This window comes from Parabacteroides caecihominis, assembly GCF_023656785.1.
Classification (GTDB): domain Bacteria; phylum Bacteroidota; class Bacteroidia; order Bacteroidales; family Tannerellaceae; genus Parabacteroides; species Parabacteroides segnis.
In genome coordinates, this window is record NZ_JAMOKS010000015.1 from 90,532 (window position 1) to 115,872 (window position 25,341).

Below are 25,341 nucleotides of genomic sequence, written 5' to 3' on the forward strand. Positions count from 1 at the left end.
GTCTGCTATTGTGTATGGTATCGACCGGTAACTCTACGCCAATGATCATGAGTTTTGTAAAGAACAATAGATTCATTCTCCCATACCTCATCCGGTATTTCATCAATTCTCCGACTCTCACCTTCCTCATAACAAAACATAGTCCCATTTTCGTCTATCACATACACGATTTGATGACCCAATCGAGTAAATGCCAAAATTTCCATATCCCCACCCCATGTACCTTGGAATGCCATAAGTTTATGATAGGCTTCAATGGGAATATTCTGTTTATGAATTGCTTCAACCGACAGATCTCTAAGTTCGGGATAGAGGCTGTTTTCTAACATACCCATAAGGTTGGCATCTACAAATCCTTTCTGTACCAAACCCGCCTCTTGTTCTTCTATTACTATCTCCTGACGCAATTTTAAGAATACCTCAGGATCTGAAGAAGCCGAAAGGGCACGGAACAAACAATCACCACCTCCTCCGTAATCTACTATAATCCAATTCTTTTCTGCTACATATTGGGCTTCGGGTATCATTTTTCTTTCGGGATCTGACGCTGCCGGCATATCGAGCCTCCGGAGTTCTTCAGGAGTAAGGTCCGGCACATCCGGATATACTTGTTCGTCTTCATCAGCGGATTGAAGCATTGATCGTATCTCAGAGGCAATGACTGAGACAACGGAAATTTCATCTTCGGATTGGGGTATTTCTGGCGGAACCTGCGTTACAGGTTGGGATTCTTTTGACGGAGTGGCATCAGGTGTTTGTTTCTCTGGTTGCGGAATGTCAGATTCGGCAGATATCGTTTTGTCGGTAGCTTTTTCCGAGTCATTCACATCAGCCTTCACAAAATCTATTTTTTTCTTTTCCAGAAATGTTATCTTTCCATTGATATTATAAGCTAAAACACCTATTTGCGGTATATCAATCAGACTCATTAAATTTTCAACGCATTTTTTGCTTTTCGTCGGATTGTTGCTGGAAGGCAATGAAAAGCTGAATTTTGCATCGCCATGGTCTTCCGATTTTATTCCAACCTTTTCTCCCGTCTTGTCCTTTGCTTCGTTTTCTGAAAAATTACTTGAATGCTCTACATCCAAAAGAACTTTAGACATTGATTTTATATTATAAGCGATCTTAGAAGGGAAGCCTATGAGATTCGGGGAGAACAAATTTGCTTCCCGACCTCTCTTTATGGGGAATTCAACCAACACTTTGATCGGAACATCAGAACTTTTTAAATATAAATATTCTACTGCCTCTTTAAAATCGCCCAAATGATTTTTCAACGATGATGGCTTCCCTTTCAACCCTTCCCATTCAGCCAAAGACATCGTTCTGTAAATGCATAGCTGATCTTCTGCCAGTTCTTCTTTCGTTGCCTGTCTTCTTGGTACAACTGATTTTCCTTCTTTCTCTAACAATTTCCTATCCCATCCGCTTTTAGTTAGATATTGTTGATGCAAGGTCTGGGGTTCAGGAGCAAATCTAATATGCCGTATATCAAAAGCTAACGTTTGTTCAAACCGGGTCCTATCATATTCTCCCGGCTTAAGATCCTGAAGACTCTGGCTAATATAACCAATGCAATCGTCTTCAGAACATTCATACTTTTTCATGATTTGTGCAATAAAAGCCATTCTCTCTTTGGCTGGTAGATCCTTCACTTTCTTTAGGTTTTCCTGTGCTCTTTTTTTCTTCTCCCCTTTTTCTATCTTCTCTTTCAGTATTCGGTCATGCTCAGATTTAGGACTATTATCCACATGAGTTGGTTCTTCCTTTTGTGTTTGACCTTTGGCCTTATCTTTGGGTTTCCCTTTTTGGGACGAGACACTTCTACCTTGTGTTCCACCCGGCTTTCTTTCTTTTGCTTTTTTTTTGCCCATAGCAGTAAATACTATTTTACAATTACCCAAAGCTAAAGATTGTAGAATGATTATGCAATTTATTTCCACAAACGACAGGCATTGTTTGCAAACGACATTACTTTGCCAATAACCGACATAATCTTATACCGCAGAGGAAGTAGGTATTGGTAGAAAAAATATGGCTGGCGACTTGGCACGGAGAACTTGCTACATATATAATGTATAAGGATGACAGTGCTTGTATCCCGGATTCGGTGAAAAGGCATATTATTAGGAATAATTCTCAACCTTTGTGAAAGTATCATTTTCAATCAGGTTAATTATGACACAGCTTTATCCCATCGGCATACAGAACTTCGAGAAAATCAGAAAGGATGGTTTTCTTTATATTGATAAAACGGAATTGATCTACCAATTGGTCAAGACAGGCAGTTATATTTCGTGCCCGACAGTCCAGGAATATATAATCCGTTCAGTCTGTTAAATACATTCAAGTACATGCAATTCGGAAGTTACTGATTTGAAACAGGTACGCCAACTTATTTGGTTATGTTGCTTAAACGTTCCAACTACAATCTCTATAACATGGCTCATACGGAAACCGACGCAGACGTGTTAAACAGTATTGACTCGACTTCTACGAACCCAATACCAGTTATCTATCAGAGCGGATACCAGACTATCAAAGATTATGATCGTCTCTTTGGTATTTTACCGGCTAGGATTTCCCAACCGCGAAGAGGAAGATGGATTTATGAAATTCCTGTTACCTTTTTATGCCAATACGGACAAGGTGGATTCACCTTTCCAGAAGAGAAAGGTTATGCACATCCCTTCGCCAGCGACACCCGCAAATTATTCAAAATAGGCACGAACTTCAGTAACAAAACACGGAATATAGAGACGTGGAAGGTGGTGGAAGGAAACTTATAACTCAATATCATCCCCCGAAATAATTCCGTTCATGATGGCATAGAATGTTAAACCTGAGACGGTCTTGATGCCTAGTTTGGCTGTGATATTCTTGCGATGGGTCAGGACAGTGTTCAGGCTGATATTCAGTTTGTCGGCAATCTCCTTATTCGTGATACCTTTGACGATCAGTTGGAGGACGTCGGTCTCGCGGGAAGAAAGGTCCTTGCTATTTTCACCGACTGTGTAAGCGGAACTGTCGCTGGTAAACAGTTGCTGCAATTGCTCGATGATAATCTCCTGCGATGCCTTGATGGTTATATGGTTGGTGGTGGAAATACCGCCGATGCCCTCTCCCCCATCGATCAGTACCGTGGTTTTGCTACGGCGGGGAAGGAAAAAGTCGGCGTTCAACACCATGATGTCCGGAGAGGTAAAATAATAATCGAACGCATCGTTGCCACCTGCCGCATTAAAAATCTCGAACGCAGGGAAATAGCAGACCTCAACCGGAGGAAAGTAGTCGGTCAGCAGACTCTGAAGACCTATACTTTGTAGAGTGTCGGGTAAGATTATTGCTATTTGTTTGTTCCGGTGCATCGACAGGGGTTATTTACATAATTTCTCCATGGCAGAGACCATCGGAGTCAGGATACGGTAACGGATACGGTTATGCTGCTTGATATCTTTTTCAAGGCTGCTGATCCCAAAGATCACGGCATAACACAGATTCTCGTTGTAATCGCCGGAAAGATGCTTGATCATGATGCCTTTCAGGTCGGACAACAATGCTTCTATAGCATCTTCCGAACGCTGCTCGTCGCCCAGATGGAGTGCCTCTTTTTCATCGGAATTACAGCCCCCTTTTATTTTTTCACTCAACGCCAGACAGTAAGGGAACCATTCCTTATCATCATGTTCGATGCGTGCCGTAAGCTCTTCCTTGAAAGAGGAGAAGAATTTGCCGATCAAGTTCAACGTATTGTTTCCCGGTGTGCTCATAGAGATGAAAGAAGTAAGGTGCCGCTCTATGTTCGGCAACTGGTAACGCTGGTAGTAAAGATTAGTCTTGGTCAGGTAATCGATAATCTGTGTCGTATGGAATGTCTGTAACTTCCTTTCCGGGAAGTATTCCTCGTTCAGGAACGTGTTGATTACAGTCAGCAGGAAATCGGTATCCAACTGATATTCGTCACAGATCGTCTTCACCGATTTATCGCCCAACCCGAGGCGGATACCGAACCGGTTGATTACAGGAATGAGTGAGGGATGTTCTTCCACCACCTCACTCATTTGCATATTTGGATATACTAAAGGCATAATTTATGCTTCTTCCCATTGTTTGCGCAAGAGTTCTACCGCGGCAGGGACAACGATATTACGATCGCCCTGGCATCCGCACTCGAAACTTACGTATTTGTCATAACCCAGCATCTTCAGGCCCTTAAAGCCGTCTACGTAGTTATCTGCTTCCCCGTCTTCACCCGGCATGCTGCGACGTTTGCGGCTTGCCACGTGTACGTGCTGCAAATAGTCTCCACCTGAGATAAAGGCTCCCATATCGGACGTTTCTTCCCAGGTCATATGCCAGAAGTCACCCATGCAACGTACTCCCGGATTGTTGATATCCCGGCATACGGAAGCGGCGTCAGCCACCTGGCGCATATAGAAACATTCTTTACGGTTCAAAGGTTCAAAGATCACGGTCGTTCCGTTCTGAGCGGCATGGTTTCCCATTTCGGTGAACTGCTCGCACAGGAAGTCGCGGGTTTCCTGATTATGAGGAAGCGCCGGTACCTGCCCGTTGAAAGCCGGAACGATGATAACCCCTGTCGATCCCAGTTCGCCGGCTGCGGTGATAATCTCTTTCATCGTATCCATACATTTCTGACGGATAGCCGGATCAGTAGAGAGGATAAAACCTTCAAACCCTGCACAAATGGCACTGACTTTGATATCACGACCGCTCAGGGCTTCTTTGATTTCCTTTACACGGTCTTTCAGTCCGCGGCCTCCCGGTTCAAAACCGACAATACCCAGCTTTTCCATATAGTCCAGCTTCTGGTTCAGGTTTTCACCCGGAGCGATGCCTTCCTGGAAAGAGAGGTTCAGTTTCGCCTTGGTGTTGCAGCAAGACTTCGTTTCCGGACATTTCTCATCCGAAGAAGCCTTCGATGCACAGGATGCCAACGTGCCGGTACTTACGGCTGCTATCGCAGCACCAGACAAGGTTGTTCTTAAAAAGTTTCTTCTGTTTAATGTCATATCTTTATTTATTTTGATCACGAGGTTTTCCCGGAACCGGAACAGTAAATGTGCTCATATCCATCTTACCCAGATTCAGGTCTTTCGGAGTATAATCCAACGGAGAAGCAGTCATAGCATCCCAGGTCGTCTCAGCACCGGAATAAGCCGATTCACGTCCCATAATAGCTGCCATATTCGATATTGCTGTTTCGGAAGCCTGCTGAAGCGGTTTGTTACCACGGATACTATTGATCCAGTTTACATGCTCCAAGGTATACGGGTCGGTCTGTTTGAAGTTTGCTTTTTCTGCTTCATAATCGTATTTCCATACCACATTACCGGCAAGGTCTTTGATCTCCATCGTAGAACTGTCCCATGAACCTTTGGATCCCTGAATAAATTCACTTACATTACTAACGCAACCATCTATCTGGCGGCACATACTGTGCATATGAATACCGTTCTCCATGGTAAAGTCGATACTGAAGTTATCATACTGGTCACCGGTAATACGACGCTGGCGAGAACCGAAGCCCACAGCTTTAACCGGTTTCAAACCGCTGAACCAGGTAAACACATCGATGTTATGCACATGCTGTTCAACAATATGATCACCCGACAGCCATTTCCAGTTCACCCAGTCCTTGATCATATATTCGCAATCATTCCATTCTTTCTGACGTTCACGGAACCACAGCATACTTTGATTCCAGTAAACAGTACCACCTGTAATCTCTCCGATCATTCCTTCCATGATCTTTTTATAAGATTCTACATAAGAACGCTGGTGGTGACGTTGCGTTCCGGTAATCACACGCAAATTCTTTGCTTCCGCCTGTTTAGCTGTAGCCATGATCGTACGATAACCAACCGGATCCACGCAGATCGGTTTTTCAAGGAATGAATGTTTCCCTTTTTCTGTCGCATACTGGAAATGTACCGGACGGAACACGGGAGGAGTCGCAATGATCACAACATCCACGCCACTGTCTATTACTTGTTTATATGCATCCAGACCTGCAAAGCGTTTGTCGGCAGGAATATCTATATTCTTATCTTTTTTCAGCTTACCGGCCAGTTCGTCAACTCTTTCCTGGAAAGTATCACCCAACGCAACAATAGTCACGCCATTTGCTGCATTCAGGAAGTTGAAAGCGGCACCGGAACCACGTCCGCCACAACCGATAACACCGGCTTTCAGCTCTTTCCCGTCGGTTGCCAGATCCGGCAATTCCGGAATATAATAAGTGCCCGGTTCTTTCAGCGGTTTCAAAGCAGCGGCTTTTTCTCCCCCGCCGCATGAAGTCAGAACCACACTTGCTGCACTACCTGTACCGATTGCACCCAGTGCACCGGCCATCGCTGAACTTTTTAAAAATGATCTTCTACTGATACTGTTTTCCTTTTTCATGATATAGCAAATTTAAAGAATTGATATAATTTTTACACTAGTCTACTTTATTGAATGGATGAATCCGGCTCGCATACCACACGGAAGCCAATGCCACGTATGTCAGAGTACCACCAGATACTTTTAGGTTGCTGCGGGTCGGTCTTTAACCACGCTTCATGTTTGGTATAGTCGCGGGCTGCCGAACGAAGGTCTGCCGCGTCAGAAGTATAATTACCTCCGCGCACTACCCATTCCGTTCCTTCGGTTACCAACGGATTCGTAACAGACTCGCCCCCCTTGTTATAGGCTTCGGGATCATACTTGTCTGCACAATATTCCATGACGTTACCCAACATATTCTTTAATCCGAACGGATTGGCTTTCACCAGCTCCGGTTCCTGTGTCTTATTCTTACTGTTCTTGCTGTAAATGACAAACGAGCTGATACTGTCGGTTTTTGCATCAAAGAACTTACGCCAGAATCCCTGATCGGAGAAGTCTTTCGGGCTGCCGCTGAAGAAGTAAGGAGTTTCCGTACCTCCGCGGGCTGCATATTCCCATTCGGCTTCGGTCGGCAGACGGTATTTCTTGCCGGTCTTCTTTGATAACCACTGGCAGAATGTTTCAGCTGCATAATGTGTCATTGTGATAGCCGGACGATCGCCGCCACCCCATCCCTGGTCGGGGAATCCGAACGGAGGTGTCGGACCGGAAATAGCATCCACATCCGGATTGCTGTTATTCGCATAAACCGTTTCAGGAGGAGTACGTCCCTCGCTCATCGTATTTCCATAGAACGACCAGTACTGGTCCCAGGTAACTTCCACCTCAGCCATAAAGAACGGGCTGACCGTTACATTGCGTACAGGTGCTTCGTCCGGTTTATGGAACGGTTCCTTGCTGGTACTACCCATTTTGAACGTACCGCCCGGCACGGCAACCATTTTAAAAGACACCGGTGTTCCGGGTATCTGTTCTATATAATCGGCAAAACTTGTTACCTGTGCAGGTTCCTTGAAATAAAGACTTGTATCGACCGCCGAAGATCCGGAAGCCACGCCAGGAATTCCTGTCAACTTGGAATGGTTGTAGTTGGGATTATAATGCCCGGCATCCAGGTGACAACTGATACACTGCAAGTCCAGTTTCTTTTCATTTTCATCATAATAAAGGTGTGCTGTAATACCGTCGTTCGTAATTCCTTCCGGAAACAAATTCTGGTGACATTCTTTACATGATTCGTTCGGGATATATTTAACGGCATGATCCAGTTCTGACTTCACATCCCAGTCAAAATCGGCACTGTCTTTGGTCATAAAAGACCAGACATCTTTTAAGCCCAGTTTTGCTTTTGCCGTATAATGGTTCCAGGTATCGTTTTTAGGCGGAAGGTGGCAGTCCACGCAATGCACTTTCACACCACTACCGTTATTTACGTGCTTGGATAGTTTCCAGCTGCCTTCCACATGCGGATGCACATGACACATCATACAGGATTCGTCACTGGAAAAATAAACGGAAGTATTATAAGCCAGAATCATTACCCCGGCACCAAAAATTACGCCCAAAAGAAGCATAAAGGTCTTTCCTTTAAAAAAATTCTTCTTCAGGCCTGATGAGTATCGATTAGAATTCTTGTTAGTAGCCATCTGTTTTTATGGTATTCAATATTTACACTTAGTCTGAGAATTAGATTTAAAAATCGGCAATAAAAGTAGCATTTTCCTTAATATAAAGAAAGCATAACCCACCTATTTAACGTAATAAGTAAGCAGATTATGCTTTTTTTAATTATTTTCAGTATCCCTTAAAGATTTGACTGTACCGGCGTCATAATGAAAGTAAATTCATAATCACCGTAAGGCAAACGATATTGCTCCAAAGGCAATGCGCCCCAGCTGTTCACACATCCCAGCCCCATCTGTACCTTGTCGATACAAAGGTTGGTATAGTCTGCTTTCGGGACTAATTCTGAATGTCTCTGGTCTTTCTGCACACCGTCGTCCAGTGATTCGATCGAGTAGTTCAATGCAGAAGCAGAGAAAGGAGCCTCGGCAACAAACATCAGACCGTTGCCACCCTTGTTTGTCTGTTTCCACCAGCGGATATCCGTTTTTGTACCGGTTTCCTGCGGACGGATATAAGAGTAGAATTGCTCATCCACTGTCTGGCAGAATTTACCCAGATCGGTCACATTGTTACGGTCTGAATAGTTTTCCCACGGACCACGGCCATAATATTTGATCAATGCCATTTCTTTCGGCATCTGCATCTGCATACCGAAACGGAACATATCCGATACTTTAGCCGACTTGTCGGCAATCATCTTCTGTGTTACTTTTACGGCACCTTCATTATTAATGGTATAAGAAACGGACAACTTAGCCGATACGGCTTCCATTGTATATTCAGCATTTACTATCGCCTGGCCGTTTTCCATCTTATTTGTCAAAGAGGTCAGTTTCAGTCCCGGCTTTTTCCATACTGCATATCTGTTCTGCAAACCGGCTCCCATATCGTTATCGGTCGGGGCACGCCAGAAGTTTGGAGTCAGCTTACCACCTTCATCGATCAAAGCCTGGCCTTTTACATCATATTTGCAAAGGAATCCGTCGTGTTTATTGAACTCGATACGGAAGTTTTCACCTGTAACGATCAGATAGTTGTAATCGTTTTCTGTGATTACCGGAGTTACCGTGGCAACATTTACTTTTTCAACATTTGCCAGTTTCAATTCCGGAGCCTTATACGGGCGGACAACCAACTGATTTTTAGCAACCGTATATCCCGCCGGAAGCATTGTTTCCGCTTTTTTCAGTTTGAATGCGACATTCAACAGCAATTCCTTGCATTTGCAGATTCCGTCCGTAGTATAACTCAACTTTACAGATTTGGTCTGTTGCGGAGCCACTTCCAGATCTTTGACCATGCCTGTCTGAACCACTTCGCCGTCAGCCAGCAATTCCCATTCTGCATAATAACCGCTCAAATCACGGAAGAAGTTCTCGTTATAAACATTCACGACACCGCTTGCCAGGTCCGAAGGAGTTACCCAGATCGACTGGTAAATATGTCCGACCTCATGCATATGAGGATTAGGCTTACGGTCCGGACTGATCAAACCATTGTCCAGGAAGTTATTATCAGATGCATCGTAGCGGTTAAAGTCGCCACCGTATCCATAATATTCCACACCTTCCTTATTTTTCATACGCAATGACTGATCCACAAAGTCCCAGATGAAACCACCCTGATATTTCGGATATTTACGGACAAGATCCCAGTATTCCTTGAATCCCCCCTGTGAATTACCCATTGCATGCGCATACTCGCACTGGATAAGCGGTTTGTCGACATTACTATTACAATAGTCTTCACAACCTTTATACCCCAGATACATCGGGCAATAGATATCGGTAAATTCATTCTTTCCTGCCTGCTCATACTGAACGGCACGGCTCTTATCTTCATTCTTGATCCAGGTGTAACATGCTTCAAAGTTCGGTCCGAAACCGGCTTCATTACCCAATGACCAGAAAATAATAGACGGATGGTTGAAACCACGTTGTACATTACGCTGGTTACGTTCCATATGTGCTTTTGCATATGCCGGATTCTTAGCCAAGGTTTGTTCGCCATACCCCATACCGTGAGATTCCACATTAGCCTCGGCTACGACATAAATACCGTATTCGTCACACAAATCATACCACAGGTTTGCATCCGGATAATGACAAGTACGAACCGCATTAAGGTTGTATTCCTTCATCACCTTGATGTCCTGTAACATACGTTCACGGGAAACCACATATCCGCCGTCCGGATCCATTTCATGACGGTCTGCTCCCTTGAACAATACCGGCTGTCCGTTAACCAGGATCTGGCTATTTTTCAGTTCTATCTTACGGAAGCCAACTTTCACCGGGATAACTTCCAGTTCTTTATTGCCTTCTTTCAGCGTAGCGACCAGTGTATACAGGTTAGGCGTTTCAGCCGTCCATTTCAACGGATTGGAAACAGCGATATCCGCAGACACTCTGCCTGAGCCTTTCAGCGTAGTTGTTGCAACTGAATTACCTTGTTTATCCAACAATTTCACATCCACAACGCCACTACCTTTCAGGTTAACGCTTACATTTAATGTTGCATCCTTATACTGTGCATCCAGATCCGGAGTTACGCGGATATCCTGGATATATTTAGGATTACGGGTATACAGATAACAATCACGTCCGACACCGCACAGACGCAGAAAATCCTGGTCTTCCAGATACGTACCGTCGCACCAGCGGAATGTCTGGAATGCAATCAGGTTCTTGCCGGGTTTCAGGTATTTGGTCAGATTGAATTCCGCTTCGAGTTTGCTGTCTTCGCTATACCCTACATACTGCCCGTTTACCCAAAGATACATATTGGATGTTACCGAACCGAAATGAGCAAATATTTCTTTTCCTTTCCAGTCTGCCGGAATAACGATTTCTTTACGGTATGAACCGACATGGTTATTTTCTACCGGCACTTCCGGCGGATTATTCCTGAACTGATTTCTCCAGGCATATCCCACATTCACATAAATAGGATCACCGAAACCATTCAATTCCCAAATACCGGGAACGGGCATATTCGCCCAACCTTTATCATTAAATCCTACTTGATAAAAATCTGTCGGACGGGCATCGGCATCCTTCACCCAGTTAAATTTCCAGGTCCCGTTCAAAGTCATAAAATTGACTGACGATTCTTTGCATCCCTTCAACGCCGCATCCTCTGTTTCAAACGCAAAGTAGTTGGTATGCATCGGGGCACGGTTAACTTCATTTACGTTTGGATCTTTCCACTCATTTTTTTGAGCAAATGCTGTCACTCCCAGCAAGGAACAACAGCAAGCTAACATTTTTAATTTCATTCCTATAATTGATTTACTAATGTGCGATCATCAATCCACCCACTTCTGCCACTTTACATTTTCATTATACCCGGCTTCCACCATCGTTTCAATGAACTGCATGCCTCTTACGCCGTCATAAACAGTCGGGAAGTCCAGACATTCCTCACATGGCTTCTCTCCTTTCTTGATACTCATGACAGTATGGGCAAAGTTCCTGTAAATATTGGCAAAAGCTTCGATGAAACCTTCCGGATGGCCACCCGGAGTACGGGTATTCATTTTGGCCATATCACCGATAAAGCCGTTATTTCCCATACGGATCACTTCTGTCGGTTTATTCGACCATTTAGCATATAAAGTATTCGGTTCTTGCTGCTGCCATTCCAAACCACCTTTATCTCCGTAAATACGGATCCGAATATTATTTTCTTCTCCGACAGCAACCTGCGATGCGGTTAAAGTTCCGACCACACCGTTCTCATAACGAAGGAATGCTGCGCCATCATCATCGATCGGACGTCCGGGCACAAAGGCATTCAGGTCGGCACAAACTTCCAGCACCTTCAAACCAGTTATATATTCACTCAGATGCCAGGCATGAGTACCGATATCTCCGATACAACCGGCTTTTCCGGAGCGTTTCGGGTCTGTACGCCATCCGGCGTTATTGCCCCCCTGTAGTTCGATCCGGTCGGAAAGCCATCCCTGGAGATATTCCACATAGACACGGCGGAGCGTCCCCAGTTCACCTCTGGCGATACGTTCTTTGGCTTCTTTTACTGCCGGATAGGCAGAATATACATGGGTCAGAGCCAGAATCAGTCCTGTTTCTTCCACTTTCTTCTGAAGTTGTTTGGCTTCTTCCAGCGAGAAGGTCATCGGTTTGTCCACTACAACATGGAATCCTCTTTCCAAAGCCATCATAGCCGGTTCAAAATGCCAGCGGTTAGGTGTCACGATAGTCACAAAATCCATCCGTTCACCTTCCGGCAACGTCATTTCATGCTCGAACATTTCCTGATAAGTACTGTAAATGCGGTCTTCCGGCAAGTAATAAGACAGACCGGAACTCTTAGAAATTTCAGGGTCTACACTAAAACATCCGCATACAAGTTCGATCTGATTGTCCATAAAAGCCGCACGACGATGGATTGCACCGATAAAGGCGTCACTTCCACCGCCTACCATGCCCATTCTTAATTTTCTGTGTTTCATGATACTATTATTTTTACAATTACGAATTGAGACCCTAAAGATAGGATTTATTTCGTTATATAGACAAATGATAAATCCGATTTAATGCAAATCGCTCAACAAAAGCCTGAATAAAGTACCGTCTATACCCTAATACAAAGACAGTACTTTATAAAAAAAGAACTTGTAACTTATTTAATTTTCATAACCTGGATTTTGAATTAAATTGGGGATAGCTTTCAATCTGACAACTTTGAGAACCCCTCCAGTCCGAATATTAAAAACCGCCAATAAAAAGTGGTGTCATCATAATTATTTGCGAATTAACCCATTCATCATTTCAAAGATTTCATTTTCGTCGAGTTCCGTATCACAAGGGATACAACCGACTTGTTCGCGGCTAATCGTAGCATCGTAATACATATCCACCCCGAAATCGGAAAACAGTTCTACCAATTTTCTCGAAGATTCCTCTATGGACGAGTCGAAACCGAATGCGTCGAAATAGTATTTTCTGATATCCTCTGCATGATGCCTTCCCATTGCGTCGAGGAATCTCGGAAAGACGGATGTCAGACTCCTGCGATATGAACTGCCGAATAGTTTTTCCGGGAGAAATTCCAATTCGTAAATGTCGTATGCGTAAGTCTCCTCTTTTCCTATTCCCATTCTGGATGAAGTGGAAAGAGAAGCACCCATCATGATGACTCCCCTCGCATCGAGGTCATTCGGATTCTTCTGCAAAATTTTTGTTGCTTCGAGTACATTTCTGATGTAGGAGATTCCCGCATCATACGACATTCTGTTTTTGTCGCCTAAAATACACGCCGACAGTTGAACTAGTGTAACAAGTCCCGTATAGGTAGTCATCTCTTTATCCAAAGTCAGGGAATATTTGGGACAAAGGATGGCATAGTCGGCCGGTATGCCGTATGCCGTCCCGAAATCATCTGTTCTTGAATCGACAGATACAGCCCCAAGTCCGTTCTCGGAACCACTGGAAGGATAAGTTGGTATTAACACAAGCGGAAGTCGTTTCAGACCGTAAGAAGGTTTCCCTTTCAGGTAATCCCATAAATCGGATTCATGGTAAAAGCCGAAAGCCATCAATTTGGCACTATCCATCACACTTGCACCTCCGGCTCCGACAATCATGGTCACTCCGTTGGACTTTGCAAACTGAATACCCTCCTGTATTTTGGAAAACTCCCTTGAAGAATCTCCATATTCAACAAAAGGAATATCGACATCGGTCAATGTTCGAATAATATCATCGTAGCATCCGTTCCGTTTTACGGAGCCACTACCGTAAACGAACATCACTTTATGCCCTTTAGTCACTTCTGCGATAGTCTTCCGTATGTCATTACGAAAGAGAAGTTTTGTATCATTTCTAAAAATAAAATCTTTCATTATAATATTTCTTGTTTAAGTTATTCTACCCAAAAGTTGATTCGCTGCATGAAAGTGTTCCCCGCACGTAGCATAAACTCGGCGGGCTAATATGTCCTACATGATTCCGATTCTTTTCAGCCAGTTCAACACATTTGGTTTCGCTTCGCTGACACGATCACGGGAAATTGCGTAACCATCCAATACGGAAGCTTTAGGCTCCAGTTCGCGGATTGTCTTGATGGCACCCGAGAAGCGGCTACCGCCGTGCGTGCAGAACGGAATAACAGTCTTACCACCAAAATCATATTCGTCGAAGAACGAGTAGAGCGGCATCGGCATATCGTACCACCAGTTCGGAAATCCGACGAAGACTACATCGTAATCATTCAGATTTTTAATGTGTGTAGCCAGCTTCGGACGGGCATTGTTGTCGATCTCAGCCTTTGCCGCATCAATCAATGCCTTGTGTGATCCGGGATAGGAGTGTACGGTCTTTATCTCGAAAAGGTCGCTTCCCGTAGCTTCACTGATAACGGATGCAATGTATTGCGTATTCCCCATTATTTTACCATTGGAGACAAGGCGACTGGCTCCGGAAGAGGCATCCACGTCATCCGTTTCGGGAACGGAGAAATAAACTACCAAAGCCTTCCCTTTAGTACTTTGAGGGGTTGATTTTACTTGTTGTTCGGATAAGGATTGCACCTGATTTGCATTCTCCGATACGATTTCGTTTCCAGCAGCCCTGCAATAGGCCGTTATCGTGCAGGCAATGACTGCCAGTACACTCACTGTTATAATTCCTTTTTTCATATTGAATAGTTATTTTAGATATTGTTTGAAGAAAGCGTCCAGTTTCGGAAGCGTGACTTTCAAATAGTCCGGCTGGTCATATAAATCCACGTGCGTTGCTCCGGGTACGACAAACAGTTCTTTCGGCTCGGCAGCTTTCTCGTATGCGTCTTCAGAAAAATATTTTGATACGGCATTTTCTCCCACAATGAAAAGTAAAGGACGCGGCGATATGGTCTCGATTTGTGCGAACGGGAAGAAGTTCATCATCGGTGCAAGACTCGTGTAGGAGCAATAACCCGTAGAATTGGGATGCTGACCACGCTGCGGATTATCGTAATAATCGAGAAAGTCAATAGCAAACTTCGGTGTGTTCTCATCCACTTTTTCAGGTAGGGCACGAATATCCTTACGTGCAGCTCCCCCGTATTCCGCCGTGCGCTGACGACCGATTTCATCAAGAATAGCCATACGCTGTTCGTAGGTCTGCGAATCACCTACACCTTGACGGCGGGCACGCCCCATATCGTACATACTGATGGTGGCTAGTGCCTTAATTCGATGATCTATCTGCGTTGCACTGACAGAGTAGCATCCTCCGCCACAGATACCGATCACACCTATCTTGTCGGCATCAATAGCCGGATGGTTCGTGAGGAAATCGACCGCCGCACTGAAATCTTCCACCCGTACTTCGGGCGATTCGATGCGACGCGGATAACCGCCACTCTCACCATAATAGGACGCATCGAAAGCCAATGTCACATAGCCGAGTTCTGCCAGTTTGCGGGCATGAAGTCCCGAAGTCTGTTCCTTGACACCACCGAAAGGATGACCGACAATGATGGCGGCATATTTCTTTGCAGAATCATAATTTGCAGGGAAATAAAGATCGCCGACCACATCAATCAGAAAACGGTTGTGGAACGTCACCTTCTGTTTCTTCACGCCATTCTCCACTGCCACAATCGAAGTTTCCGGGTCGACGATTAATCCTTTACTTTGCAACAATTCGTTCAATACTTGTTTGCCACTATCGGCTTCGCTGCGTCCGATGTTTTTTTCGACAACAGCCAGTACACCGCGTAACTCACCCGGCGTTATTCCCACATTCAGTGCGATACCCATGTGCCCTTTCAGCATCGGTTCCACACCTTTACCCAAAGAAGCGATTATGGCAACGGTCGTCAGCTCTCGTTCAGCGTATGTAAGCACATCCCGCTCGAAAAGATCAGCAAAGAGATGTTCTTTAAGGAATACCTCGATTTCCGGAGCCAATACAGCATAATCGGCTTTCGGGGTGTCTGCCGGAATACCCGATATTTCTGCAAGAATATCACGTCCGCGTTCGTACTTGCTGCGGGTATCAGTTATCGGCGACACTTCGCGTCCCCGGTTATCTTCGATACCTTTTGCCTTACGTTCATCAAGTACCGCAACCAATGTTTGCAGTCCACGCAGAGCACGCGGAAAACCGCAATAGGCGTAGGCGTGTACCATTACTTCTTTAAGTTCACTGACGGTCATACCGTCATTCAGCCCGTCGATAAGGACGGCTTTCAATTTGTCGAGGTCTCCCGTACTCGTAAGGGCTGCGACCTCTGCAATGTGTCGTCGTTTACTGTCCATAGCTTGTTCTGCTTTCGGTGTTTGGGAAGCTACAATTCCGCATCCGAAGAAAACACCGAGTAGCGTTGTCATAATTTTCAACTTTATTTTCCTAATCTCTATCATTTTATTTATCTGTTTTACCTGATGCAAAATTAGGCTGGAATTTTCGCCTCGACCGGTCATGAATTACGGTTTGAAGGATAATTTTTACTGTTTTGTTGTTCACTGACTGCAAAAACGTACACAGTAATTGAGTAGCAATTCGATATGCGAGGGATGGAAAAAGATCGGATCCGGCTTATTGAATAATAAAACCGGATCCAATTAATTATATTATATTCTGTAACTATTTATACTTAAAGAAATTATCCCCCAACGGGCTTCAATCCCATCTTTGCAGCCCGTTCCAGCATAAACTGTTTAGCTGCCTCATATTCATTAGGAATTATGCCATCCAGAAATCCATCCGTTCACCTTCCGGTAACGTCATTTACCTATCATCTCCGACAATACAGTTGATTGACAGTAAGAATGGTCACGGTGAAAGGTGAATGGTACAAGAGTTATTAAAAATGGATCGGTAGCTATTTTCTATGGCTGCCAACCCATTGGATAACCGATGCCTACCTTATAAAAACCAGTACTACTTAAACCCGGGGTTCTGCTCCAAGGCCGGATTACGCAATGTCTCTTCCAGTTTGATTGGAGCAAAATACATTTTGTTATCCCATTTACGCTTCTCTATATAGTTCAGATTGAGGACAGTCCAGGTATAATCATATACCTCTTCATCATGTACATAAGGTAAAGTCGCCATCTTACCGGGTTTCAGACGACCTACGATAGTAATACCCGTCAACTTCTTGCTACCCGCTTCCGGAGCGATCATCCAGCGGCGTACATCATAATAACGTGATTCCTCGTAAGCCAACTCTACACGACGCTCCCGCCGCAGGAATTCACGTAAGTCGTTTTGGTTGAATGCCTGTCCACGAACCGCCAAAGTAGCTTTTGTGTCCGGGCGACCGATACGACTACGGAGAGCATCCAGATAAGTGACTGCTTCATCCAACTTGTTCAACTCAAGACTTGCTTCAGCCGCAATCAGATACATTTCGGCCAAACGGATATACGGCATCGGATTGGTCTGGAAATTATGTTCGGTCGCAGAGACTGTGCCATCTATTAATTTCTTCTCCAGATAACCTGTATACGTACCATTCCAGTTTTCGATATTCGACATGCGGGAATCTACCCCCACCATACCGTTAAAGGACTGCGTTTTGATCGGATTATTCTCATCATCCACAGATTGTATGGCATCGACTTTTGAACCACCGCTACTCAATTCGTAATAACCGAACTGCAGATTACCCAGCGGGGTGGCATCGAACACGGCTCCATCGGCAGCTCTGGGACGCCCCCACTCTGCGCCGTCATAACCGATTGTAGCATAGAAGCGCGGTTCACGGTTTGTATACGGATTCACAGTCGTTTCTTCACCGGGTTTCAGCAGTGCGTCAGGAAGTTTTCCGTCTTCCACCTCGAATGCCATAACCAAATCATGTGTCGGAGCAGTTCCTGCCCAGTTATGATATCCGTTCGGCCCATGCAGCAAAGCGACACGGTTGCGAACCCAGTTATCGGCATTCTGATCTTTGTTTACATACTGTTTTGCCCAGATTGTTTCCTCATTATTTGTAATAATGATATTGTGGAAGTTGTTTGCTATATCCTTAATAGTAGCTGCATTACAATCGACCAACGAATAAGGGCCGTTATTAATCACCTCTTTAGCGGCATCCAAAGCTTGTTGATACAAAGCCTGACGGTCGCCGGTGTATTGATTACATGCCAATGTATTAACAGAACGATCCGCGAACAACGGACTGGCTACATGCAACAATACACGGGCCTTTAAAGCTTTGGCAGCCCCTTTCGTTGCACGACCTAAGTTCGCACCCGACTGCTCTTCGGGCAATAAGCTAACAGCCTGCTCGATATCTTTCAGGATAAAATCCATAACATCTGCTACATCAGCACGCGGCAAGCTCAACTCGGAAGCCTCTTCAATAGAATACACCTTATCTACAATAGGCACACCACCGAAGCCACGAAGCAATTCCGTATAGATATATGCCCGAAGGAAATAGATCTCCCCTTTCAGGACATTCAGGTCTACACCGGTTTTCTCAGGTACATTATCGATATTTTCCAATACCAGATTGGCACGGTAGATACCTTTATACTGTTTACTCCACTTGAACGGACAGTCATCACGATCATAAGCCCCCAGGTTACTTGGGGAAACTGTTGCTTCATTGATATCACGGCATCCATACACATGTGTAAAGAAAGCATCGTCCGACCATGCAGAAGTATTCACCTCTTGTGCGATGTCGCATACATACGAGTAGACATCATTGACAACCGATTTAGTCAAATCTGCATCTGCCCAAACGGCTGTTTCATCATATTGGTCTTCCGGTGTCAGATCCATGAAGTCAGAACAGGAGCTGAGTGAAAGTGTCAGCCCGGCGACTGCCGAGAGGCAAATATATTTTAGTTTCGTTTTCATAATAATTACGTTTTAAAATGTTGCTTGAACTCCGAAGTTGATAATTTTTCTCAATGGATAACCACCGATACTGCCATCACGCTGTTCCGGGTCGGCATCCTTTACACCATCGATAGTAAACAGGTTACTACCGTTTGCATAAAGGCGCAAATTGGAAAAACCTACTTTCTTCAACCCCTCGAAACGGAAGGTATAACCAAGTTCGGCATTCTTCAGACGCAGATAATCGGCGTTTCTCAGGAAGTAAGTATTATCATTGTTTATCCAGTACTGGTTTTCACGATCCCAGGCACGCGGCCCTTCCGAATTGGGATTTTCCGGTGTCCAACGTTTTTCATAATCGCTCTTCAGGTAGTTCCCGACCAAGCCCGACCAGGTTTCGATGTACACCTGAGCACCCGTTGCACCTTGGAATAACAACATAACATCCCAGCCTTTCCATTTAGCAGTCAGTGTCAACCCGGCAACGAATCGCGGCTCCTGATTCTTTCCCGGACGGACACGGTCAAGACCATCAATCTTGCCATCCCCGTTCATATCTTTAAAGCGGATATCACCCGGAACAGTATTGTCTGAATATAACAATCCCTTTGCCCTTGCCTCATCTACTTCCGCCTGATTGCGGAAAATACCATCCGAGACATAGTACAGTAGGTTACGGCTACCTACCGGCCGGCCAGTTGAAAACTGATACTCCGGTACATTCTGTACTTCATCCCAGAAAGTAATCTGGTTTCTGGCATAAGTCATGTTCAGAGCCACTCCATATTCTACCTGACCGATCTTATCCTGCCAGCTGACCAAAGATTCGAAACCACGGTTTTTCATTTCACCCAGGTTTTCACGAGGCAGGGTGATACCGGTAATTTCCGACAACGACGCATTACGTGAGATCAACATGTTCGTACGTTTATGGTAGAAAATATCCGTTTCCCAACTTAAGCGATTCTGTAAGAATTTAAGATCTAAACCGACATTATAAGTTGTACCGACTTCCCATGTAATATTCGGATTCGGAGTACGGCTTGGATACAAACGTTTGTTCTCAATACCGCCAAATGTCGTACCGGCATTGTTGAATGCATAAGTCGTCAGATATTGGATGGAATGGTCGTAGTTACCATCTGAATCCACAAGGGCGTCATTACCGGTTTGTGAGACAGAACCGCGCAACTTAAAATAGTCGATAAAACGGATATTATCTTTCCACCATCCTTCTTCGGAAGCACGCCATGCCAAGGAAACGCCGGGGAAGAAACCGTAACGTTCATCTTTCGGGAAGCGATAGGAACCATCCACACGCCAAACGAACTCAAATAAATAACGTTCCAGATAGTTGTAAGACACACGACCGAAGTAATTCAGACGAGTTTCTTTCCAGGAATAGCCATTCGCCATTTGCCCTTCTTCACCACCGAGGTTCAATTCCGGTTTGCTGTCGGAAATGAAACCCTGACGATAAGCCAATGTTTCTTCATATTGTTTCTTCTGACCTTCCATACCGAATGTTACACCAACTGTATGTTGTCCGAATGTGCGGTTGTAGTCGATCAAGCCGTTGAGCATCCAGCCGAGTTGTTCGGTGTGTTTGCGTTCCAGTGTCGGTGCATCGATCCACTGTTTCGAAGCGCTCAACCCTTCACTGCTTTCGTTCACGCCATCCCATGAATACAGATAAACCGGTTTCTGCATTTTTCTACGATTCATGAAATGGATATCATAAGAAGCATTACCACGCAAAGTAAGACCTTCGATCCAGGGAACTTTGACGTTGATAGAAAAGTTGTTCTGGATATACTGGTTTTTGTAATGGTCGAAACCTGCAAGATCAGTACTGGTTACTGCCGGATTATCACCACGCTCGATAGCCGGCCCCGGTTCACCTGTCGGCCACCAGGCCGGTTGATCCGGACGGGTACGCCGTGCGCTACCGAAGATATCACCGGCTCCTTTTGCCGGATATTTGGTATCTTCCAAACGGGCCGTTGTTCCAACCTGGAAATCTACATATTGACTGGTCTTGATATCCAGATTCGCACGCAAACTATACTGGTCGTAGCGGTTGGCTGAGTTTTTGTAGAGTCCATCCTCACCGTTGGCACCGAAATTAACATAGTACTTAATTTTGTCCGTACCACCGGATACACCTATATCAGCCCGATACAAAGGAGAAGCGGGTTTAACAATTTCACCGAACCAGTCGGTATCCGGATATTTCCAGGGATCAGCATGTGTGCGGAAGCCTTCGATCTGCTCATCAGAAAAAGAGCCCGGAAGCACTTCGTTCAACATGGTCGCATATTCATAGGAGTTTGTCATTTCCGGCAGGCGGGTTGGCTTCGAGAAACCGGCACTTGCATTAAATGAAACAACCGGCTTACCTTCTTTACCACGCTTGGTCGTAATCAGAACAACACCGTTAGCAGCACGGGCACCATAGATAGCAGCAGCGGCATCCTTCAAAACAGAGATAGATTCAATTTCTGTCGGATTCAAACGGTTCATACCGCCATCACGGTCGGGCACACCATCGATTACTACCAGCGGATCATTACTTCCCAGCGAGTTAGTACCACGTATACGGATTGTTGTTCCGCCACCACCCGGTTCGTCTGCTGTCTGAAAACCGATAACACCCGGCATACGACCAACCATACCATTCGATAAGTTTGTTGTTGGTGATGCTTTCAGTTCTTCACCGGATACGCTGGCTACAGACCCCGTAACAGTTACTTTCTTCTGTACCCCGTAACCTACTACTACCACCTCTTCCAATTTCTGAGTGTCTTCTTTTAATGTTACATTGATCGATGATTGATTACCGACAGCTATTTCCTGTGTTTGGTATCCGATATAAGAAAAGAGAAGCGTAGCATTGGCCGGTACTTCCAATTGGTATTTACCATCCATATCGGTAATAATACCGATCGTGGTTCCTTTCACAGAGACATTTACACCGATAAGGGGTTCACCTGAGGCGTCGAAAACAGTACCCCTGATATTTTTCTGTTGTGCAAATGCAGTCGTTGTGAATAGTGCAAAAAGCAATAAGGTTAACATTCTGAATAAATTGCTTTTAGCTAGACATTTTCCTGAATGTACATCTAAAAAAGATTCTTTCATTTCCTTCTGTTATTAAATGAATATAAGGTTAAAAAACACAATGGATATGACTACATATCCGAATAGAAAACATTGGAATTAAAAATTCATAATCATAGGCAAGCAATATTAAAATGAATACTAGTGAATTATATAAACTTAAATTTTATCTTCTCCATTACTTAACAAAGTGCAATCTTTATTACAGAGAAACAACTGGCATATATCTTGAAAACCGTATTACTAAAGAAAACAGCCCCCTTCATACACATACCGGACACCTCATTTACCAAACAAGCATAACCTTCTATACATCAACATAATCTTCAGACAAATTAGGTTAACTATTAGACTTAATAGCAAAATGTTTCAAAATGGGAACACAAGATCTATTAAGAGAATTAAGAAAATCACAGCAGCAAAGATATTACATTTTGTTATATTAGCAAACACAAGTGCAATTTTTTATTACAAATATCATTTATTTATTCAAACCACAAACACTAAATTGCTTACATGAACGATATACTAAGGAATATAGATACAATTCGCAGAAACAAAGGATATTCGCAAGAATATTTAGCTAGTCAGATCGGCTTGAAACAAGCCGGGTTAAGTCTTATTATGTCAGGAGAGCGGGAACTTAAATACAACACATTATTACAAATTGCAAACGCCCTACAAGAATCAGTAATAAACATTATTGCATATCCGGATAAATATGTTCTGAGCAAGGAAAGTAATATATCAACAGAAACAGTATTACAAATCAAACTGGACAACGATAAAAAAGAGCAGGTGCTAAAAATCGTTTTCGGAGATGAAGCAGCAGAATTGCTAAAAGGAAAGTGATATTTTTATCTATTGAAAAGATCGGATCCGGCTTATTGAATAATAAAACCGGATCCAATTAATTATATTATATTCTGTAACTATTTATACTTAAAGAAATTATCCCCCAACGGGCTTCAATCCCATCTTTGCAGCCCGCTCCAGCATAAATTGTTTAGCTGCCTCATATTCATTAGGAATTATGCCATCCAGAATAGCATTCTTGATCGCTTCTTTTATGACGCCTACCGGCTGTGAAGGAGGCAGGGAGAATGTCTCCATAATTTCCTCACCGGAGACAGGAGGCTGGAAATTACGCACCCGGTCTTTCTCTTCTATTTCTGCCAGCTTCTCACGAACCAACCGGAAGTTATTCAGAAAACGGCGGACTTTTTCCGGATTCTTGCTAGTGATATCCGCTTCACAAAGTTTCATCAAGTCATCGATATCGTCACCGGCATCGAACAACAAACGACGGATGGCAGAATCTGTCACTTCATCGTCTGCCAAAGCTATGGGACGCATATGAAGAGTTACCATTTTCTGCACATACTTCATTTTCTCATTCATCGGCAACTTCATCCGACGGAAAATACCCGGCAGCATACGCTCGCCGATAAAATTATGATTGTGAAACGTCCATCCCAGACGAGGATCAAAGCGTTTGGTTGCCGGTTTTCCTATATCATGGAAAATCGCACTCCAACGAAGCCACAGATTATCCGTTGTTTTACTCAAACGGTCCAAGACCATTAAGGTATGGGCAAAATTATCCTTATGGCCGATGCCTTCTTTTGTTTCCACTCCTTTCAGAGCACACAGTTCCGGAAAAATCAGCTGCAACAATCCACTCTTATCAAGCAATTCAAAACCGATGGAGGGTTTCGGTGAAAGGACGATCTTGTTCAATTCATCCACAATCCGTTCTTTGGATATAATGGAGATGCGTTCCTTATTGCGCTCAATCGCATCAAATGTATCGGGATGAATAAAAAATCCCAACTGTGAAGCGAACCGGACTGCACGCATCATACGCAACGGGTCATCACTGAATGTAATATCAGGATCGAGTGGCGTACGGATAATCAGATTATCCATGTCATCCAATCCTCCAAAAGGATCGACCAGCTCCCCATAACGTTCTTTATTCAGACATAAAGCCAGTGCATTAATCGTAAAATCGCGCCGGTTCTGATCATCCTCCAAAGTCCCGTCTTCCACAATCGGCTTCCGGCTATCGCGATTATACGACTCCTTCCGGGCTCCGACAAACTCGATCTCAAGGTCGCCTGATTTCACCTGCGCCGTTCCGAAATTCTTGAATACGGACAAATGCGTCTTTTTCCCCAACTTGCCGGCAACAGCTTTTGCCAACTCTATCCCGCTACCTACTGCAACAACATCAATATCTTTTGATGGACGGTATAAAAAAATATCTCTGACGTAACCGCCAATCACATAAGCCTCAACACCTAATTCGTCTGCGGCCTCTGAAATTATGTGGAACGGTTTTGCCGATATATGATTTAAAATATCTTCCTGTTCTATATACATTCGCTTTATTTATCTCACTCATTGAGACTGCAAAGATAAAAAATATATCTTTGCAGACAGAACGATTAAGATAAACAACATGAAGAAGTCTGTAATATGTATCGCATTGGCAGCCGTAACTCTGGCTGCATGCAATAATACGGAGAAAGAAGCCCGGGCCCGGTTGAACAATGCAAAAAGTATGTACGAACGAAACGAGCTCTTCGCTGCAAAAAGCGAAATAGACTCTGTCCGTGCACTCTATCCGAAAGAATTCAAAGTATTGAAAGAAGGACTTTCCCTGATGCGTATGGTCGAGATGAAAGAGGCGGAACGGAATATCGCTTTTTGCGACAGCCTTATTCCCATCAAGACAGAAGAAGCGGAAGGACTGAAAAAGGGATTCGTTTTTGAAAAAGACAGCGTCTACGAAGAGATCGGTAATTATATATGGAAACAGCAGACAGTGGAGCGGAATGTGCAACGCTGTTATATCCGCAGCGGGGTCAACGAAAAGGGCGAGATTTATCTTGCCAGTGTTTTCTACGGTGGCGCACCGATCAACCATACAGGCATTAAGGTCAGTACGAAAGACGGCCAGTTTGCCGAAACAGCCGCAATCCCGTACGACGGCGGAGTAAACTACCGTTTTAAAGATCTGGGAAAAACAACTGAAGTCGTCACCTACAAAGGCGAAAAAGGACTCGATGCTGCCAAGTTCATTTCTACAAACGTAAAAGAACGTGTCAAAGCCGAGTACACAGGTGGTAAACCCTATACATTATATATAGCTGACGGGGATAAAAAAGCGATTGCCGCGACTTTTGAACTGGCTACAGTATTAAGCGATCTGGAAAATCTTCAGAAAGAGAAAGAAAAAGCAACCAAGCGAATTGCTTATTTGAAAAGCAAATTGGAAAGTAATACAGAAGAATAAACGGTCTGATTTTCTCCATAAAAAATCCGGTTCCCAATTGAATATGAGAACCGGATTTTTATTTGATTA

The 25,341-nt window shown here is 44.2% G+C and carries 17 protein-coding genes and 1 pseudogene; 4 read left to right on the plus strand and 14 right to left on the minus strand.

Going from position 1 to position 25,341, the window contains the following annotated elements:
* Positions 1–5 precede the first annotated feature (5 nt).
* Positions 6–1,877, minus strand: a complete 1,872-nt coding sequence (locus NBH14_RS14205) for an OTU domain-containing protein (RefSeq protein WP_186958968.1) — start codon at positions 1,875–1,877, stop codon at positions 6–8.
* 304 nt (positions 1,878–2,181) lie between these two features.
* Here NBH14_RS14205 and NBH14_RS14210 point away from each other — a divergent pair, with 304 nt between their 5' ends.
* The gene (locus tag NBH14_RS14210) at positions 2,182–2,343 is read left to right on the plus strand and encodes an AAA family ATPase (RefSeq protein ID WP_222622090.1); all 162 of its coding nucleotides are present in this window, start codon (positions 2,182–2,184) and stop codon (positions 2,341–2,343) included.
* Positions 2,295–2,679: pseudogene (locus NBH14_RS14215) on the plus strand (AAA family ATPase); the annotation flags it as partial. The gene NBH14_RS14210 and the pseudogene NBH14_RS14215, both read left to right, overlap by 49 nt.
* 107 nt (positions 2,680–2,786) lie before the next feature.
* Here the strand turns inward: NBH14_RS14215 and NBH14_RS14220 are convergent.
* From NBH14_RS14220 to NBH14_RS14275, 12 genes are all read right to left on the minus strand, one after another.
* Entirely contained in the window at positions 2,787–3,371 is a 585-nt protein-coding gene (locus NBH14_RS14220; protein WP_129698312.1) for a LuxR C-terminal-related transcriptional regulator, read from the minus strand.
* 9 nt (positions 3,372–3,380) lie between these two features.
* Positions 3,381–4,070, minus strand: coding sequence for a helix-turn-helix transcriptional regulator (locus NBH14_RS14225; protein ID WP_186959017.1), 690 nt, complete (start codon positions 4,068–4,070; stop codon positions 3,381–3,383).
* A gap of 24 nt (positions 4,071–4,094) precedes the next feature.
* The gene (locus NBH14_RS14230) at positions 4,095–5,036 is read right to left on the minus strand and encodes a sugar phosphate isomerase/epimerase family protein (protein WP_186958969.1); all 942 of its coding nucleotides are present in this window, start codon (positions 5,034–5,036) and stop codon (positions 4,095–4,097) included.
* Between the two features lie 4 nt (positions 5,037–5,040).
* Entirely contained in the window at positions 5,041–6,429 is a 1,389-nt protein-coding gene (locus NBH14_RS14235; protein WP_186958970.1) for a Gfo/Idh/MocA family oxidoreductase, read from the minus strand.
* A 47-nt stretch (positions 6,430–6,476) separates the two neighbouring features.
* Positions 6,477–8,060 carry an SUMF1/EgtB/PvdO family nonheme iron enzyme gene (locus NBH14_RS14240; RefSeq protein ID WP_186958971.1) on the minus strand — a complete coding sequence of 528 codons (1,584 nt, stop codon included), beginning with the start codon at positions 8,058–8,060 and terminating at the stop codon, positions 6,477–6,479.
* Positions 8,061–8,218: 158 nt separating this feature from the next.
* Complete coding sequence (gene lacZ, locus NBH14_RS14245) at positions 8,219–11,317, minus strand: beta-galactosidase, LacZ type (RefSeq protein WP_186958972.1); 3,099 nt, start codon at positions 11,315–11,317, stop codon at positions 8,219–8,221.
* Positions 11,318–11,347: 30 nt separating this feature from the next.
* Positions 11,348–12,514 (minus strand): Gfo/Idh/MocA family protein, encoded by a 1,167-nt coding sequence (locus NBH14_RS14250; protein WP_128133740.1) that lies wholly within the window; start codon positions 12,512–12,514, stop codon positions 11,348–11,350.
* A gap of 291 nt (positions 12,515–12,805) precedes the next feature.
* A complete protein-coding gene (locus NBH14_RS14255; RefSeq protein ID WP_186958973.1) occupies positions 12,806–13,906 on the minus strand; it encodes an iron-containing alcohol dehydrogenase in 1,101 nt (366 codons plus the stop codon).
* 96 nt (positions 13,907–14,002) lie between these two features.
* Positions 14,003–14,701 carry a flavodoxin gene (locus NBH14_RS14260; RefSeq protein WP_186958974.1) on the minus strand — a complete coding sequence of 233 codons (699 nt, stop codon included), beginning with the start codon at positions 14,699–14,701 and terminating at the stop codon, positions 14,003–14,005.
* 9 nt (positions 14,702–14,710) lie between these two features.
* Positions 14,711–16,381, minus strand: coding sequence for an alpha/beta fold hydrolase (locus NBH14_RS14265; RefSeq protein WP_250817587.1), 1,671 nt, complete (start codon positions 16,379–16,381; stop codon positions 14,711–14,713).
* Positions 16,382–16,934: 553 nt separating this feature from the next.
* A complete protein-coding gene (locus NBH14_RS14270) occupies positions 16,935–18,869 on the minus strand; it encodes a RagB/SusD family nutrient uptake outer membrane protein (RefSeq protein ID WP_186958976.1) in 1,935 nt (644 codons plus the stop codon).
* Between the two features lie 12 nt (positions 18,870–18,881).
* On the minus strand, positions 18,882–21,929 hold the full coding sequence (locus tag NBH14_RS14275) for a SusC/RagA family TonB-linked outer membrane protein (protein WP_250817589.1): 3,048 nt from the start codon (positions 21,927–21,929) through the stop codon (positions 18,882–18,884).
* A gap of 558 nt (positions 21,930–22,487) precedes the next feature.
* Between NBH14_RS14275 and NBH14_RS14280 the strand changes: the two genes are divergently transcribed.
* Entirely contained in the window at positions 22,488–22,823 is a 336-nt protein-coding gene (locus NBH14_RS14280; RefSeq protein ID WP_186958978.1) for a helix-turn-helix domain-containing protein, read from the plus strand.
* Positions 22,824–22,922: 99 nt separating this feature from the next.
* Here NBH14_RS14280 and NBH14_RS14285 read toward each other — a convergent pair whose 3' ends face one another.
* Positions 22,923–24,356 carry a CCA tRNA nucleotidyltransferase gene (locus tag NBH14_RS14285; RefSeq protein ID WP_186958979.1) on the minus strand — a complete coding sequence of 478 codons (1,434 nt, stop codon included), beginning with the start codon at positions 24,354–24,356 and terminating at the stop codon, positions 22,923–22,925.
* A 79-nt stretch (positions 24,357–24,435) separates the two neighbouring features.
* On the opposite strand from NBH14_RS14285, the gene NBH14_RS14290 reads away from it, so the two are divergent.
* The gene (locus NBH14_RS14290; protein WP_186958980.1) at positions 24,436–25,272 is read left to right on the plus strand and encodes a hypothetical protein; all 837 of its coding nucleotides are present in this window, start codon (positions 24,436–24,438) and stop codon (positions 25,270–25,272) included.
* Positions 25,273–25,341 lie beyond the last annotated feature (69 nt).

What these genes read in the sequence shown, in the direction of transcription:
- NBH14_RS14205 (WP_186958968.1), bottom strand. Translation starts at nt 1,877, where the DNA reads ATGGGCAAAAAAAAAGCAAAAGAAAGAAAGCCGGGTGGAACACAAGGT.
- NBH14_RS14210 (WP_222622090.1), top strand. Translation starts at nt 2,182, where the DNA reads ATGACACAGCTTTATCCCATCGGCATACAGAACTTCGAGAAAATCAGA.
- NBH14_RS14220 (WP_129698312.1), bottom strand. Translation starts at nt 3,371, where the DNA reads ATGCACCGGAACAAACAAATAGCAATAATCTTACCCGACACTCTACAA.
- NBH14_RS14225 (WP_186959017.1), bottom strand. Translation starts at nt 4,070, where the DNA reads ATGCAAATGAGTGAGGTGGTGGAAGAACATCCCTCACTCATTCCTGTA.
- NBH14_RS14230 (WP_186958969.1), bottom strand. Translation starts at nt 5,036, where the DNA reads ATGACATTAAACAGAAGAAACTTTTTAAGAACAACCTTGTCTGGTGCT.
- NBH14_RS14235 (WP_186958970.1), bottom strand. Translation starts at nt 6,429, where the DNA reads ATGAAAAAGGAAAACAGTATCAGTAGAAGATCATTTTTAAAAAGTTCA.
- NBH14_RS14240 (WP_186958971.1), bottom strand. Translation starts at nt 8,060, where the DNA reads ATGGCTACTAACAAGAATTCTAATCGATACTCATCAGGCCTGAAGAAG.
- lacZ (WP_186958972.1), bottom strand. Translation starts at nt 11,317, where the DNA reads ATGAAATTAAAAATGTTAGCTTGCTGTTGTTCCTTGCTGGGAGTGACA.
- NBH14_RS14250 (WP_128133740.1), bottom strand. Translation starts at nt 12,514, where the DNA reads ATGAAACACAGAAAATTAAGAATGGGCATGGTAGGCGGTGGAAGTGAC.
- NBH14_RS14255 (WP_186958973.1), bottom strand. Translation starts at nt 13,906, where the DNA reads ATGAAAGATTTTATTTTTAGAAATGATACAAAACTTCTCTTTCGTAAT.
- NBH14_RS14260 (WP_186958974.1), bottom strand. Translation starts at nt 14,701, where the DNA reads ATGAAAAAAGGAATTATAACAGTGAGTGTACTGGCAGTCATTGCCTGC.
- NBH14_RS14265 (WP_250817587.1), bottom strand. Translation starts at nt 16,381, where the DNA reads ATGACAACGCTACTCGGTGTTTTCTTCGGATGCGGAATTGTAGCTTCC.
- NBH14_RS14270 (WP_186958976.1), bottom strand. Translation starts at nt 18,869, where the DNA reads ATGAAAACGAAACTAAAATATATTTGCCTCTCGGCAGTCGCCGGGCTG.
- NBH14_RS14275 (WP_250817589.1), bottom strand. Translation starts at nt 21,929, where the DNA reads ATGTTAACCTTATTGCTTTTTGCACTATTCACAACGACTGCATTTGCA.
- NBH14_RS14280 (WP_186958978.1), top strand. Translation starts at nt 22,488, where the DNA reads ATGAACGATATACTAAGGAATATAGATACAATTCGCAGAAACAAAGGA.
- NBH14_RS14285 (WP_186958979.1), bottom strand. Translation starts at nt 24,356, where the DNA reads ATGTATATAGAACAGGAAGATATTTTAAATCATATATCGGCAAAACCG.
- NBH14_RS14290 (WP_186958980.1), top strand. Translation starts at nt 24,436, where the DNA reads ATGAAGAAGTCTGTAATATGTATCGCATTGGCAGCCGTAACTCTGGCT.